The following is a 13,444-nucleotide window of genomic DNA, read 5'->3' as shown; positions in this document are numbered from 1 at the left end:
ATATCATAAGTATATTAAAAGCAAAACTTAAACGGTTTCGGCTTCTAACGCCATTTGTTCATCAACCAATATACGGCCACAATGTTCGCAAACGATGATCTTTTTTCTTTGGCGAATGTCCGACTGGCGCTGAGGTGGTATCTGGTTAAAGCAGCCCGAGCACGAATCGCGCTGGATGGTTACCACAGCAAGGCCGTTTTTAGCGTTGCCGCGCAAACGGGTATAAGCGGTTAATAAACGTTCCTCGATGCTTTCGGCAGCTTTTTCAGCTTGCGCGATCAGCTCCTGCTCATCTTTTTGAGTTTCGGCAGTGATGGTATCTAATTCAGCTTTTTTAGCATCCAGATCGCCCTGGCGGCCTTCCAGATCGGCAACGGCTTTATCATACACCTGTGTTTTGGTTGCGATCTCAAAACCAAACTCTTTTATTTTTTTCTCGCTTACCTGGATATCCAGGCCCTGGATCTCGATCTCTTTCGAGATAGCGTCGTATTCGCGGTTGTTTTTTACCTCGTTAAGCTGGGCTTCGTATTTTTTAATATTTGCCTGTGCCTCTTTGATCACGTTTTTGCGGGTCACGATCGCATCTTCGAGGTCATCCAGCTCGCTTTTAATCTTGTCGATACGTGTTTCCAGTCCGGCAACTTCATCCTCAAGGTCGGCAACTTCCATTGGTAATTCGCCGCGTACCTGGCGTATCCTGTCGATCTTGGTGTGGATGGTTTGTAGCTCGTATAAAGCTTTAAGCTTTTGTTCTACGGTTTGTTCCATTAAATCAAATATTTGATGGGGTTTGTATTTACTTCTGTTAAACGGACGGCAAAGTTAACAAATTTTTTCCGGATAATTTCAACTAATAAATTCTGTGTAAATTGCTCACTTTCAAAATGTCCTATATCGGCAATGATCAGCTTTTCTTCGGCATCAAAAAACTCGTGATATTTAAAATCGGCCGTAATAAAAGCATCTGCCCCGGCGGCAATGGCCTGCTTTAACAAAAAGCTGCCCGAACCACCGCAAACTGCCACATTTTTAACGGGTTTACCCCGCAAATTAGTATGGCGGATGACGGGTGTATTCATCTTATACTTCACCATTTGCAAAAACTCCGCTTCGGGCATGGCGGTTTCGAGTTCACCTATCATACCCGAGCCTACCTCATATTGGTTGGTGATGGGGTACAGATCGTAAGCCACTTCTTCGTACGGATGCTCCATAAAAAGCGCCATGAGTATTTTGCTTTCGAGCGTCGCGGGGTAAACGGTTTCGATGCGTACTTCGGCTTCGCGGTGCTGTTTGCCCGGTTGGCCGGCAAAGGGATCGGTGCCTTCGCTGCCCTTAAACGTACCGATGCCTTCGGTATTGAAGCTGCACTCGCTGTAATTGCCGATGTTGCCCGCCCCTGCGCCGAACAAAGCTTCGCGTACCTTATCGGCATAATTTACCGGTACATAAGTAACCAGCTTTTTAAGCAGGTTGGCTTTGGGTGCGAGTATGCGGCAATCGGTTAAGCCTAAAGTTTCGCAAATGCGGGCATTAACGCCGGTTGATACACTATCGAGATTGGTATGGATGGCGTAAATGGCGATATCGTTTTTGATCGCTTTTTCGACCACCCGTTCCACGTAGGTTTTACCATTAAACTTTTTTAAGCCGCCGAAAACAATGGGATGGTGTGATACAATGACCTGGCAGCCGGTAAGGATGGCTTCATCAACCACAGCCTCGGTACAATCGAGCGATACCAAGGCCTGCAGTACCTCTTTATCTGCGCGGCCAACAATCAGGCCGGAGTTGTCGTAGCTCTCCTGGTAGGCAAGCGGTGCAAGGCTTTCAAGGTATTGGGTCAATTCAAAAAGTTTCATCCGCACTAAATTAAACAAAATGCAGCATATCCGTCTCCGGGCGTGTTTTAAAAACAAGTTAATAAAAAGTCGTTATTGTAAATATATTTCCCCAATTCCACAATTTTCCCCAGTTGGGGAACGTCACAAAGTTTGGTAAATGCGCCAAAAAGCGGCGGCTAAGCTGTTTTTATTTTTTGGTATTGATTTTGGATAATACCTGTTACCTAATTAATACGAATAAATCTCTTTCCCCTAATTGATTTAGACTATAACAGATCCCTAACTGGAGGCCCGTCTTATCCGACACGCGGATGACGGGCCTTTTTTGTAAGCGGCAGATTTTCCGTGCCATTGTTCGTGTAAAATTACTTTCTCCTGATATTTTTACCCGTATATTTGTAAGGTAAACTTACAAGTTTAGCTTACAAGAAATGAACAATCAAAATTTGCACCTCGCATCCGAACTCAGGTCGGTATTGGTCAGGCTTTATAAAAAATTGCGAAAAAAATCGGTCTCGGCCGAAAAACTGTCGTTAACCGAGCGCTCAAGCATAGCGCTCATTTATAATAACGGGACTATGCTGGCCAGCGAGCTCGCGCTGGCAGAAAAGATAACCACGCAATCCATGTCGCAGGTAGTGAACCATTTATTTGAGTTGGGGCTCATCGTAAAAACGCCATCCGAAACCGACAAACGCAAAGTGCTGCTCTCGCTTTCGGACACAGGTAAGGAAATCATAGAAAAGGCCCGCACCGAAAAGGATGAATGGCTGAGCGATGCTATTGCCGGGGCTTTAACGCCCGAAGAGCATGATGCTTTGACAAAGGCGTTAGGTGCTTTAGCGAAGCTGGTTGATTTTGATTAAGTAGATGTGCAAATGCGAGAATGTGCGGATGTGCAAATGAAAAAAGGCCGGTTTGAGATTTTTTGCATTTATAACTGAGTTTAAAAATTGATAAATAAAAAGAGAGAGGGACAGGAATGAGCGCAATACACGTAGATACATTCAGGGTTTTTAAGAGCCGTAATTACCGGCTTTACTTTTGGGGGCAATCCATATCGCTGATAGGTACGTGGATGCAGAAAACCGCCGTAAGCTGGGTGATTTATGCGCTTACCCATTCGAAAGTTATGCTGGGTGTTTCGCTTTTCGCAAGCATGTTCCCATCATTCCTGTTCTCGTTTTTAGGTGGTGTTGTTGCCGACAGGTACGACCGTTATAAAGTATTGCTCGCAACCCAGGTAGCCAGTATGATACAGGCCGTATTGCTAACGGCCCTGGTGTTTTTTAAGGACTATAACGTTTGGGAAATTGTTGCGCTGAGCGTGATGCTGGGTATCATTAACGCGTTTGATGTGCCGGCGAGGCAATCGCTGGTGTACGAAATGGTTGAGGACAAGAACGACCTGCCGCAAGCCCTGGCCTTAAACTCGTCGATGGTGAACCTGTCGCGGCTCATCGGGCCGGGCATAGCGGGCTTTATCCTGGAAAAATTAGGCGATGACGTTTGTTTTGGATTGAATGCAGCAAGCTTTATAGCGGTAATAGGCTCGTTGTTACTGATGCGATTGCCCAAATACGTTAAAAAGCCGCACACCAAAAATGTGATCGGTGAGCTGAAAGAAGGTTTTACCTATATCAAAAATACGCCTTCGATAGCTTTTATATTGATAATGCTGGCGCTGATAAGCCTGCTGGTGTTGCCTTACAGCACGTTGATACCGGTTTACGCCAAAGACATTTTCCACGGTACCGCTACCGATTTTGGCTGGATAGACAGCGCTATAGGGCTGGGCGCATTTTCGGGGGCGATGTTCCTGGCATCGCTAAAGCCAGGTAAAAACCTCAAAAGAGTGTTGGCCATTAATACGCTGATATTCGGTACGGGGCTGGTGTTGTTCTCGCACGAAACGTTTTATCCTTTAGCGCTGGTGTTCGCCATTATCGGCGGTTTTGGGATGATGTCTCAGATCACGATCAGCAATACGCTGATCCAAACCACGGTCGATCCGGGCATGCGCGGGCGGGTGATCAGCTTTTACGCGATGGCATTTTTTGGTATGCAGCCGCTGGGCGGTTTGATCATCGGCTGGGCGTCGCAGCATATCGGTGTGCAGGACACCGTTTTAGCCGAGGGCGGTGTGGCATTGCTCATCGGTTTGCTGCACCTGCGCTTTTTAAAACACAACCGGAAAAAGATACATGCATTACGCAAGCAGGTTGAAGCCAATATGCCGCCTGCGGAAGTGGTGCAATAGATTTCGAATTCCGAATTAACTTCATTGAGGGCTTCGCCGTTTTCAATTTCGAATTTATTTTGATTTTGGATGCTGATTACAGAATAAGATTGTTCGAAACTTTTAAAGCAAAAATAACTGAATTAATAACCCGGGTTTTCAAATTCGAAATAAGACATGATTACTGCATTAGATGAAAAAACAGCGCTCGTATTGATCGACCTGCAAAAAGGTATAGTTGGTTACCCGACGGCGCACCCCATGGCGGCTGTTTTGGCCAATGCGGCCAAACTGGTTGCGGCCTTTCGTAAGGTTAATTTACCTGTTGTTGTGGTAAACGTCGATCCGGGCAGGTTTAAATCGCTCCATACCCGTAAAGACGCTCAACAACGCAATATGGGTGAAATACCTGCCGAATGGTTCGAGATAGCGCCGGAGATTGTGACACAGCCCGGCGATATTTTTATTACCAAGCATACCTGGAGTGCTTTTCACGAAACGGCTATGGATGCCGAGCTGCAAAAGCGTGGCATCACCGGCATTGTGCTGGCAGGCGTATCGACCAGTATCGGGGTTGAAGGAACAGGCAGGGCGGCCCACGAACGCGGTTATAATATCAGTTTTGCTGTCGACGCCATGACCGATACGGCAGCCGAAGCCCATGAGCGCAGCCTGAAGTACATTTTTCCGCGGATGGGCGAATCGGGCACAACAGATGATATCATCGGGCAACTGAAATGATCAGGCCCCCATTTTAGCTATCTGGTAGCTTTCGTAAATCATATCGCGGTTATACTCGTTGGCCAGTTGTTTATGGTTTACCAGATCTACAATAGTGCCGATAACACATAAGCCGCCTGTAAAAAAGTATAATATGCCCATGCCTATCTGGCCCAGTACAAAACGTTGTATACCGGCAAGGCCAAAAAAGCCCAATATGCAAAACAGCAATACATCGCCCGGGTTTTTACGTTTGGTTGAATAGATCATCTGAAAATTACGCAGCTGGCTCTCGTTCAGGTCGGCCGTGGCCTGGTTTAAAAGGTACATTTCCTCGGCAGTAATGCCCGGAAACGAAAAATATGGGTTGTTTTGATTCGTTGTCATAACATTTAGATTGAAAGGTCAACTAAATGTAACAAAAACCTTTGAAAATAATTGGGTTATGCGGTAGAAAATGACAACGACGGCCGGGATGCCCAGCCAATGGGCGTGCAGCGAAGCCGAAACCTGCCCATGAAAAAGGTAAATGATGCTATGGCCGAGGCCGCAGCCCGGGCACCAGCCAAAGCCCATTAATTTGAGCGGGCAAAGCGTGAAATGCGTGTTTGATGAGGGGCTGGCAAGCGATAAACATAACAAAGCCGCAACCCAGAATATCAGTTCGAAGTTGCGGCTCAGTGCTTTAATCATTTATAAATTTTTGCTCCTGCTCATGATCAGTAACGATACGGCAAGCGAAGATAATAATCCAACCAAAAGAGCGCCAAATATTTGCGCCGAAAAAGCTGTGATGCTACCGGCCGTGACGTAATTAATGAACAGGATGGCAAAAAAGATGGCGATAACGCCGCCGACGAGTAAAATCTTCCAGCCTTCTATCAATGCCTCTAAAAAGGTGATGCGGCCGCCCATTTCGTTTTCGCGGTAGCTGCGTACGCCAATGTACAGTACGACGAGCGGGATGATCACCGAAGTGATCTCGATTGGCTGAAACTCGGTTGTGGGCTTGGTGCTAATGCCGGCAAGGTGCATCACAAATATCCAGATACCACTCAGCGCGCCAATAACGGCCCCGTAAATTAATGCATTCTTCATAATATATAGAGGTTTAGTTTAAACTTGTTGATTAGGAATTGTTAGTTAAATATACCATTTTATTCCGTCAATATGTATGTTCAATAAAGTGAATTAAGCAAGTGTTTGTTTTAAAATACTGTGGTTTTTTAGCAAAAACATGTTTGCGTTTGGGCGGTTGTTTTTTAATTATATTTGCACCGTTTTGAATATTCGCGATATTTTGGAGCGTTACAAGGCCGACGAAAGGATACAATCGTTAGCCAAAGCGCTCAACAGTTCGAAAAACCCGAGGGTACACCTGCGGGGCCTGGTCGGGTCGAGTGATGCGGCCATGGCGGTAGCTTTGTATTTTTTGAAGCACAGCCACATGCTGTTCGTCCTGCCCGACAGGGAAGAGGCCAGTTATTTTCAATCGGACCTGGAGAACCTGCTGGATAAGGAAGTGTTGGTTTTCCCTTCATCCTACCGCAAACCTTTTGAGTTTACACAGCCCGATAGCGGCAATGTTCTGGCGCGTGCCGAGGTGTTGAATGAACTGAACCATGAGCAGGCGTCGGGCTATGGGCAACTGATCGTTACTTACCCCGAAGCGCTGGCCGAAAAGGTGATCGACCGGGCATCGCTCGAAAAAAATACTTTAGAGATATCGGTAAATAACAAGCTAAGCATCGATTTTATCAACGAGTTTTTGGTGGAATACGATTTTGAGCGTGTTGATTTTGTTTACCTTCCGGGACAATTTTCCATCCGTGGCGGTATTGTGGATATCTTTTCGTTTTCGCACGACCTGCCCTACCGCGTGGAGTTTTTTGGCGATGAGATCGAATCGATACGTACCTTCGAGATCGAGAGCCAGCTATCGGTCGAACAGGTAAAGAGCATCACCATAGTGCCCAACGTGCAATCGAAGTTTTTAACAGAGAACAATATCTCGCTGCTCGAATACATTGATCCATCTACCACCATCTGGATAAAAGATGTACAGTTTACACTGGATATCATCCAGACAGGGCACAAAAAAGCAACACAATTGTGGAAAGCCCTCTCGGCAGAAGATAAAAACCAGAACCCGGAGTGGATTGACCCCAAGTTTGCTTTTACCGACGAAAAGATGATCGCCGATCAGCTGGCCGATTTTGGCTTGGTTGAGTTTGGCAAACAGTTTTTTTATACACCTAACGATAGCATCCAGTTCGATATCAGGCCGCAGCCCAGCTTTAATAAAGATTTCAGCTTACTCATCCACAACATTAAAAACAACGAGGCCGAAAAGATAGAGAACTGCATTTTTACTGATTCGGCAAGGCAGGTGGAAAGGCTTTACGCTATTTTTGACGACCTGGACAAGAGCATCAAATTCACGCCGATCCATATCTCCATCCGCGAAGGTTTCGTAGATCATACCCAGAAACTGGCCTGCTATACCGATCACCAGATATTTGACAGGTACTACAAATACAAACTTAAAAAAGGCTATCAGCGTTCGCAGGCCATTACTTTGAAAGAGCTGCGCGAGCTTAAGCCGGGCGATTATATTACGCACATCGACCACGGCATCGGCAAATACGCCGGCCTGGAGAAAGTGGAAGTGAACGGCAAAATGCAGGAGATGATCCGTTTGTTGTATGCCGATAACGACCTGCTGTATGTGAACATCAACTCGCTTAACCGCATCTCGAAATACAGCGGTAAGGAAGGTACCGTGCCCAAAATGAACAAATTGGGCACCGATGCCTGGGAGAAGCTCAAAAAAACCACAAAAAAAAAAGTTAAGGACATAGCGCGCGACCTCATCAAGCTTTACGCCGTGCGCAAGGCGCAAAACGGCAACGCGTTCTCGCCGGATAGTTATTTGCAAACCGAGCTTGAGGCCTCGTTCATTTACGAAGATACGCCCGACCAGGAAAAGGCGACCATCGACTTTAAAAAGGACATGGAATCGCCCCACCCGATGGACCGTTTGATTTGCGGCGACGTAGGTTTTGGTAAGACAGAGGTGGCTGTTCGCGCAGCGTTTAAAGCTGTTGCCGACAGCAAACAGGTGGCTATACTGGTACCGACAACCATCCTGGCGGCCCAACACTACAAAACATTTTCGGACAGGTTGAAAGGCTTCCCGGCTAACATCGACTATGTGAACCGTTTTAAATCGAGCCGGCAGATCAAGGAAACCCTGGAAAAACTGGCCGAGGGCAAGGTGGATATCATTATCGGTACGCACCGGCTGGTAAGCAAGGATGTAAAGTTTAAGGACCTGGGCCTGATGATCATCGACGAGGAGCAGAAATTCGGCGTAAGCACCAAAGAGAAATTGAAAGCCATGCGCGTTAACGTGGATACGCTGACGCTGACTGCCACGCCGATACCGCGCACGCTGCACTTTTCGCTGATGGGCGCGCGCGATCTTTCGATCATATCAACGCCGCCGCCAAACCGGCAGCCTGTGGTTACCGAGCTGCATGTGTTTAATGACAAGCTGATTAAAGAAGCGGTTGAGTACGAAATTGAACGCGGCGGCCAGGTGTTTTTTATCCATAACCGGGTAGCCGATCTGCCGCAGCTGGGCGGCCTGATCCGCAAGCTGGTGCCCAAGGCGCGCATCGGCATTGCGCACGGGCAGCTGGAAGGCGACGACCTGGAAGACGTGATGCTGAAATTTGTGAGCGCCGAGTACGATGTGCTTGTGGCAACCACGATCATCGAAGCCGGTCTGGATATCCCGAACGCCAATACCATTATCATCAACCATGCGCACATGTTCGGCCTGAGCGACCTGCACCAGATGCGCGGGCGCGTAGGCCGGAGCAATAAAAAGGCGTTTTGTTATTTGCTGAGTCCGCCGTTGTCAACCTTAACATCCGAAGCGCGTAAGCGTTTAAGCGCCATCGAAGAGTTTAGCGACCTGGGCAGCGGTTTTAATGTGGCCATGCGCGACCTCGACATCCGCGGAAGCGGTAACCTGCTTGGCGCCGAGCAGAGCGGTTTTATTGCTGAAATTGGCTTTGAGATGTACCATAAGATACTCGACGAAGCCATACAGGAACTAAAGGACGAAGAGTTTAAAGGTTTATTTAACGACGATAAGCCCCGGCCCTATATCTCGTTTACCCAGGTGGATACCGATTTGGAGATATTGATACCCGACGAGTATGTGACCAATATACAGGAACGTTACAACCTGTATACCGAGCTGAGCAAACTGGAAAACGAAACGCAGCTGACCGCCTTTGCCCAAGAGCTGCACGACCGCTTTGGCCCGGTACCTGTACAGGTGAACGAGCTATTGAACACCATGCGCCTGCAATGGCTGGGCAAAGCCATTGGCTTCGAAAAAATATCGCTTAAAAAGCAGGTTTTGCGCGGGTATTTTATCGCTAACCAAAGCTCGCCTTATTTTGAAAGCCCGCAGTTTAAACGGGTACTTGGCTTTTTACAGGGCAATATGCGCCGCTGTAACCTTAAGGAAGTTAAAAACACCTTGCGACTGAGCATTGAGGATGTGCAAAGTATTGATGAAGCGGTGGAGTTGCTGCAGGAGATTGCGGAGCCGGTGGCGGTATGATATTCATAGCGATGGGTTTCAAACCCATCGCTATATGGGCGTTTCGTTATTTGATAGGCAGGACGCGATGCAATCGCTAAAACAGGTTAAGCACTCATTGCAAACGAGCGCAGGAAAGAATGGCAAATTCATAACAACTTGGAATCAGCTTTAACTTTATAATCTCATTAATTTTATGTATATTGTATGGTTAAGCGCGAAGCTTGATAGTAGTTCATTAGTTCACTGGTAATTTGTTCATTGGTGCCTATATGATGAGAAAAGATGTTAACAGGACTGCAAAATTTTCTTACAATTTCCCCCCTGTTTAATTTGAAGGGTTGAGTTATTGAATGATCATCATAGCGACATAGGTACACCGATATAATACCGATGCCGTACCTATGTGTTTGATAGGTATAAAATACGCAAGAAGCCTGTTTGAAGCGAACAGGGGCAATAAAGCGGAAAATATCGCAAAAAATACCGAAGAATACCTATGTGTTGGTGAGATAGAGTGGAGAAGCAAGAATCAGGAAATAAGACAAGAACTGCTTGTGCGAATACCCATATTTACCCATGTTTTAAAATTACAATCTGGTAAGTAGGTCCAATTTTAATTCATCGATCGTCCTATGTAGAGATTATTCATTTGTGTTTGTTTTTTCAAGGTATGAATGAGCTCACTCCGTTCGGTTGGCTTCACTATCGTTCGCAGTGACGCTTGGAGGGTGTTTGCACATTGCTGAAATACCCTTACTTTTGAAAACATGCCCCAGCGCGATAAATTATACTTTGCCTCCGATTTCCATTTAGGTGTACCTAATTATGCCGCGAGCCGCGAGCGTGAGGATAAGATCGTCCGGTGGCTGGATATGATCAAGGATGATTGCCTCGAGCTATACCTGATGGGCGATGTCTTCGATTTTTGGTTTGAGTATGCTACCGTTGTGCCTAAGGGTTACATCCGCTTTTTCGGCAAGCTGGCCGAATTGGCCGATGCCGGCGTAAAGCTATACCTTTTTAAAGGTAACCACGATATGTGGATGTTCGATTACCTGGTGAAAGAGCTTGGCGCGGTAATTATCCCGGATGAGCTGCTTATTGAACGGAACGGCAAAAAGTTTTACCTGCACCATGGCGATGGGCTGGGCCCGGGTGATACCAAGTACAAAATGCTGAAGAAGTTTTTCCGCAGCCGGATTTGCCAGTGGCTATTTGCCAGGATACACCCTAACTTAGGCGTGGGGATAGCCAACAAATGGTCGAACCATAGCCGGTTGGTGCAGGGCCATAACCTGGCGCGCAAAAATTTGGAGCAGGAATGGCTGGTAGCTTACAGTCGCGGGGTACTGCAAACCGAATTTTTTGACTATTTGGTATTCGGTCACAGGCACCTGCCGCTGGATATTCAACTCACCGAAAAAAGCCGTTACGTAAACTTAGGCGAATGGGTGAACTATTTTAGCTATGCCGTTTTTGATGGCGAGAACCTGCTATTGAAATATTTCGAGAGCGATACCCAGCCGGAGCATCCGCGATGGGATCATAGCCCTAATACATCTGCCAGTTCGTAACAGGTGTTTATTTTTTCGTTTTTACCGAACTGCCGGGCGATTGCCGAGTAGATATCGGTGCGTGTTCTGCCTTGTTCACGCAGCCATTTGACGGAGGTATCTCCTGCCGATTTGGATAGCTTTTGATCGCCGTTAGCCATCAGCAAAGGATGATGATAGAACGTGGTTTTGAGGAATGGTTCGACCCGGAGCTTTTTGGCCAGTTGCAGCTGTGCCAGGGTTGACGACCACAGATCTTCGCCACGAACAACGAGGTCGATATCGAAAAGCAGATCGTCGACAACGGAAGCCAGCTGATATGCCGGCAGTTCATCCTTTTTGCGGACGATGAAGTTTTGTACATCGGCGGGGAGCCTGGCGGTGATGATCTCGTCGGGATAGCTGTGCACTTCGATGTTATCATTGGTTGTCAGGAGTTTCCAGCTGCTTTCAGGCAGATCGAAAGGTAACTTTTGCGATAAACAGGTACAAGGCGTTTTCGACCTGCGCGAACAGATACAGGCGAAGAGGTCGCCCTGGAGTTTCAGCCTGTCGAGCGCCTGTTTATAGCTGCCAAGCCTGTACATTTGCGACCATCGGGTTTTGTATTCGTGGATATTGCGCGGGCCCTCGTGCCAGGGGATCTCCATAAAATTGAGCGTGTCGAAAATGTCCTGCACATACTCCGGCCGGATACGCTGCTGGTCGAGATCGTCGATCCGGAGCAGAATTTCAGCCCCGGTTTTTTGCGCCAACGCCGCTGTATGTGCGAAAGACAATACATTGCCTAAATGCAAATAGCCGCTTGGTGTAGGCGCTATGCGTGTTTTACGGAATGCGGGTTGAGCTGCTGGCATGTCATGTTGGCACGGTGCCGGATGTATGAGGCCGCAAAATACGTTTATTCTATAAATTCCGTACTTTTGCATGCTATTTGCACCGCATGGTGTAAACTAAACCCGATTGCAGCGTAAAGTCGTAAGGGCTTGTGCATAAGGTGGCTTGCAGCGTAAAGCGGGGCTGCCGGAACCGATGGAGCCGGGAAATTGATTTTCGAAGAAAAAAGATATGTTAGATAAATTAGAAGCGATAAAAGAACGCTGGCAGGATGTGGAGCGCGAACTGAGCAATCCGGATACGATGAAGGATATGAAGCGGTTTGCGCAGATGAATAAGGAGTATAAGGACCTGACCAAAATTGTAGAGGAGTACGGTGTATATGCCAACGTAATGAGCAATATTGAGGCTAACCGCGAGATACTGGCTACCGAAAAGGACCCGGAGTTCAGGGATATGGCTAAGGCCGAGCTGGATGAGCTGTTGCCTAAACAAGAAGAACTTGAAGAAAAGATACGCCTGATGCTGATACCGAAGGACCCGGAAGACAGCCGCAACGCGATTGTGGAGATACGCGGCGGTACGGGCGGCGACGAGGCTGCTTTATTTGCCGGCGACCTTTACCGCATGTACGTGCGCTTCTGTGAAAAACAAGGCTGGAAAACCGAACTGGTTGATTGCACCGAAGGCACGGCGGGCGGTTACAAGGAGATCATCTTCAACGTAAATGCCGAGGATGCTTACGGTACGCTGAAATTTGAATCGGGCGTGCACCGGGTGCAGCGGGTACCCGATACCGAAACCCAGGGCCGTGTACATACTTCGGCCGCTTCGGTAGTGGTATTGCCCGAAGCGGACGAGTTTGACGTGGACATTCATGTGAATGATATCCGGAAAGACCTGTTCTGTGCATCGGGTCCGGGCGGGCAGTCGGTAAATACCACCTATTCGGCCGTGCGCTTAACGCACATCCCAACCGGTATCGTGGCCCAATGCCAGGATCAGAAATCGCAATTAAAAAACTACGACAAGGCGTTACAGGTATTGCGCTCGCGTATTTACGAAATGGAGCTGGCCAAGCACCTCGAAGAGATTTCGAAGAAAAGAAAAACCATGGTATCCACCGGCGACCGTTCGGCTAAAATACGTACCTATAACTATCCGCAGGGGCGCGTTACCGAACACCGCATCGGCCTAACTATTTACAACTTACCCGATGTAATGAACGGTAATTTGCTGGAGATAATGGAAGCCCTGCAGTTTGCCGAAAATGCTGAGAAACTGCAGGAAGGCAGCATGGCCTAAACATTTTTCACTTTTTATTTGCGGAAAGCAAATAGCTGCTTATATTTGCAGCCCCAACGGAGTGGTAGTTCAGCCGGTTAGAATACATGCCTGTCACGCATGGGGTCGCGGGTTCGAGTCCCGTCCATTCCGCTAAACGCAATAAAATGCCTGTAAATCACTGATTTACAGGCGTTTTTGTTTTATCCAGACGGGACTCGAACCTAACTTTCAAAACCTGCCAAATAAGCTCAAATAAGCACTTTTTAGACCAAAACTGACTTTGGTTGCACCATCAAAACTTTTTAAAAGGGTGCCAAATCGGGTGCCATTTTTTGTT

The 13,444-nt window shown here is 47.4% G+C and carries 12 protein-coding genes and 1 tRNA gene; 7 read left to right on the top strand and 6 right to left on the bottom strand.

Annotated elements, in window-relative coordinates:
* Positions 1 to 27 precede the first annotated feature (27 nt).
* Positions 28 to 771: a zinc ribbon domain-containing protein gene (locus BEL04_RS22335; protein ID WP_066007725.1), complete on the bottom strand. Its 744-nt coding sequence runs from the start codon at positions 769 to 771 to the stop codon at positions 28 to 30.
* Positions 771 to 1,865: a Nif3-like dinuclear metal center hexameric protein gene (locus BEL04_RS22330; RefSeq protein WP_066007724.1), complete on the bottom strand. Its 1,095-nt coding sequence runs from the start codon at positions 1,863 to 1,865 to the stop codon at positions 771 to 773. The genes BEL04_RS22335 and BEL04_RS22330 overlap by 1 nt, the downstream gene beginning before the upstream one ends.
* A gap of 413 nt (positions 1,866 to 2,278) precedes the next feature.
* On the opposite strand from BEL04_RS22330, the gene BEL04_RS22325 reads away from it, so the two are divergent.
* The 3 genes from BEL04_RS22325 (at position 2,279) to BEL04_RS22315 (ending at position 4,827) form a co-directional block, all read left to right on the top strand.
* Positions 2,279 to 2,713: a MarR family winged helix-turn-helix transcriptional regulator gene (locus BEL04_RS22325; RefSeq protein WP_066007723.1), complete on the top strand. Its 435-nt coding sequence runs from the start codon at positions 2,279 to 2,281 to the stop codon at positions 2,711 to 2,713.
* A 116-nt stretch (positions 2,714 to 2,829) separates the two neighbouring features.
* Positions 2,830 to 4,107: an MFS transporter gene (locus tag BEL04_RS22320; protein WP_066007721.1), complete on the top strand. Its 1,278-nt coding sequence runs from the start codon at positions 2,830 to 2,832 to the stop codon at positions 4,105 to 4,107.
* 156 nt (positions 4,108 to 4,263) lie between these two features.
* Positions 4,264 to 4,827, top strand: a complete 564-nt coding sequence (locus BEL04_RS22315; protein WP_066007719.1) for an isochorismatase family protein — start codon at positions 4,264 to 4,266, stop codon at positions 4,825 to 4,827.
* On the opposite strand, the gene BEL04_RS22310 is transcribed toward BEL04_RS22315, so the two are convergent.
* From BEL04_RS22310 to BEL04_RS22300, 3 genes are read right to left on the bottom strand one after another with little or no spacing between them, the layout of a single operon-like run.
* Positions 4,828 to 5,193 carry a TM2 domain-containing protein gene (locus BEL04_RS22310; RefSeq protein ID WP_066007717.1) on the bottom strand — a complete coding sequence of 122 codons (366 nt, stop codon included), beginning with the start codon at positions 5,191 to 5,193 and terminating at the stop codon, positions 4,828 to 4,830.
* Between the two features lie 18 nt (positions 5,194 to 5,211).
* Positions 5,212 to 5,499, bottom strand: coding sequence for a DUF2752 domain-containing protein (locus BEL04_RS22305; protein ID WP_066007715.1), 288 nt, complete (start codon positions 5,497 to 5,499; stop codon positions 5,212 to 5,214).
* Positions 5,500 to 5,904 carry a DUF4199 domain-containing protein gene (locus BEL04_RS22300; protein WP_066007713.1) on the bottom strand — a complete coding sequence of 135 codons (405 nt, stop codon included), beginning with the start codon at positions 5,902 to 5,904 and terminating at the stop codon, positions 5,500 to 5,502.
* A 184-nt stretch (positions 5,905 to 6,088) separates the two neighbouring features.
* On the opposite strand from BEL04_RS22300, the gene mfd reads away from it, so the two are divergent.
* Positions 6,089 to 9,448, top strand: a complete 3,360-nt coding sequence (gene mfd / locus BEL04_RS22295) for a transcription-repair coupling factor (RefSeq protein ID WP_066008047.1) — start codon at positions 6,089 to 6,091, stop codon at positions 9,446 to 9,448.
* A gap of 749 nt (positions 9,449 to 10,197) precedes the next feature.
* Positions 10,198 to 11,004: a UDP-2,3-diacylglucosamine diphosphatase gene (locus BEL04_RS22285; protein WP_066007709.1), complete on the top strand. Its 807-nt coding sequence runs from the start codon at positions 10,198 to 10,200 to the stop codon at positions 11,002 to 11,004.
* Here the strand turns inward: BEL04_RS22285 and BEL04_RS22280 are convergent.
* The gene (locus tag BEL04_RS22280) at positions 10,974 to 11,840 is read right to left on the bottom strand and encodes a glutamate--tRNA ligase family protein (RefSeq protein ID WP_066007707.1); all 867 of its coding nucleotides are present in this window, start codon (positions 11,838 to 11,840) and stop codon (positions 10,974 to 10,976) included. The two genes, BEL04_RS22285 and BEL04_RS22280, sit on opposite strands and share 31 nt — an antisense overlap.
* 211 nt (positions 11,841 to 12,051) lie before the next feature.
* On the opposite strand from BEL04_RS22280, the gene prfA reads away from it, so the two are divergent.
* Together prfA and BEL04_RS22270 are read left to right on the top strand one after the other, a co-directional pair.
* Positions 12,052 to 13,125, top strand: a complete 1,074-nt coding sequence (gene prfA, locus BEL04_RS22275) for a peptide chain release factor 1 (RefSeq protein WP_066007705.1) — start codon at positions 12,052 to 12,054, stop codon at positions 13,123 to 13,125.
* A 58-nt stretch (positions 13,126 to 13,183) separates the two neighbouring features.
* Positions 13,184 to 13,257 (top strand) — tRNA-Asp (locus BEL04_RS22270).
* Positions 13,258 to 13,444: the final 187 nt, after the last annotated feature.

This window comes from Mucilaginibacter sp. PPCGB 2223 (genome assembly GCF_001705515.1).
Taxonomy (GTDB): domain Bacteria; phylum Bacteroidota; class Bacteroidia; order Sphingobacteriales; family Sphingobacteriaceae; genus Mucilaginibacter.
The sequence above is the reverse complement of the archived record's forward strand: the minus strand, read 5'-3'. Positions and strand labels throughout refer to the sequence as shown.

What these genes read in the sequence shown, in the direction of transcription:
- BEL04_RS22315 (WP_066007719.1), top strand. Translation starts at nt 4,264, where the DNA reads ATGATTACTGCATTAGATGAAAAAACAGCGCTCGTATTGATCGACCTG.
- BEL04_RS22320 (WP_066007721.1), top strand. Translation starts at nt 2,830, where the DNA reads ATGAGCGCAATACACGTAGATACATTCAGGGTTTTTAAGAGCCGTAAT.
- BEL04_RS22285 (WP_066007709.1), top strand. Translation starts at nt 10,198, where the DNA reads ATGCCCCAGCGCGATAAATTATACTTTGCCTCCGATTTCCATTTAGGT.
- BEL04_RS22325 (WP_066007723.1), top strand. Translation starts at nt 2,279, where the DNA reads ATGAACAATCAAAATTTGCACCTCGCATCCGAACTCAGGTCGGTATTG.
- prfA (WP_066007705.1), top strand. Translation starts at nt 12,052, where the DNA reads ATGTTAGATAAATTAGAAGCGATAAAAGAACGCTGGCAGGATGTGGAG.
- BEL04_RS22305 (WP_066007715.1), bottom strand. Translation starts at nt 5,499, where the DNA reads ATGATTAAAGCACTGAGCCGCAACTTCGAACTGATATTCTGGGTTGCG.
- BEL04_RS22330 (WP_066007724.1), bottom strand. Translation starts at nt 1,865, where the DNA reads ATGAAACTTTTTGAATTGACCCAATACCTTGAAAGCCTTGCACCGCTT.
- BEL04_RS22300 (WP_066007713.1), bottom strand. Translation starts at nt 5,904, where the DNA reads ATGAAGAATGCATTAATTTACGGGGCCGTTATTGGCGCGCTGAGTGGT.
- BEL04_RS22280 (WP_066007707.1), bottom strand. Translation starts at nt 11,840, where the DNA reads ATGCCAGCAGCTCAACCCGCATTCCGTAAAACACGCATAGCGCCTACA.
- BEL04_RS22310 (WP_066007717.1), bottom strand. Translation starts at nt 5,193, where the DNA reads ATGACAACGAATCAAAACAACCCATATTTTTCGTTTCCGGGCATTACT.
- BEL04_RS22335 (WP_066007725.1), bottom strand. Translation starts at nt 771, where the DNA reads ATGGAACAAACCGTAGAACAAAAGCTTAAAGCTTTATACGAGCTACAA.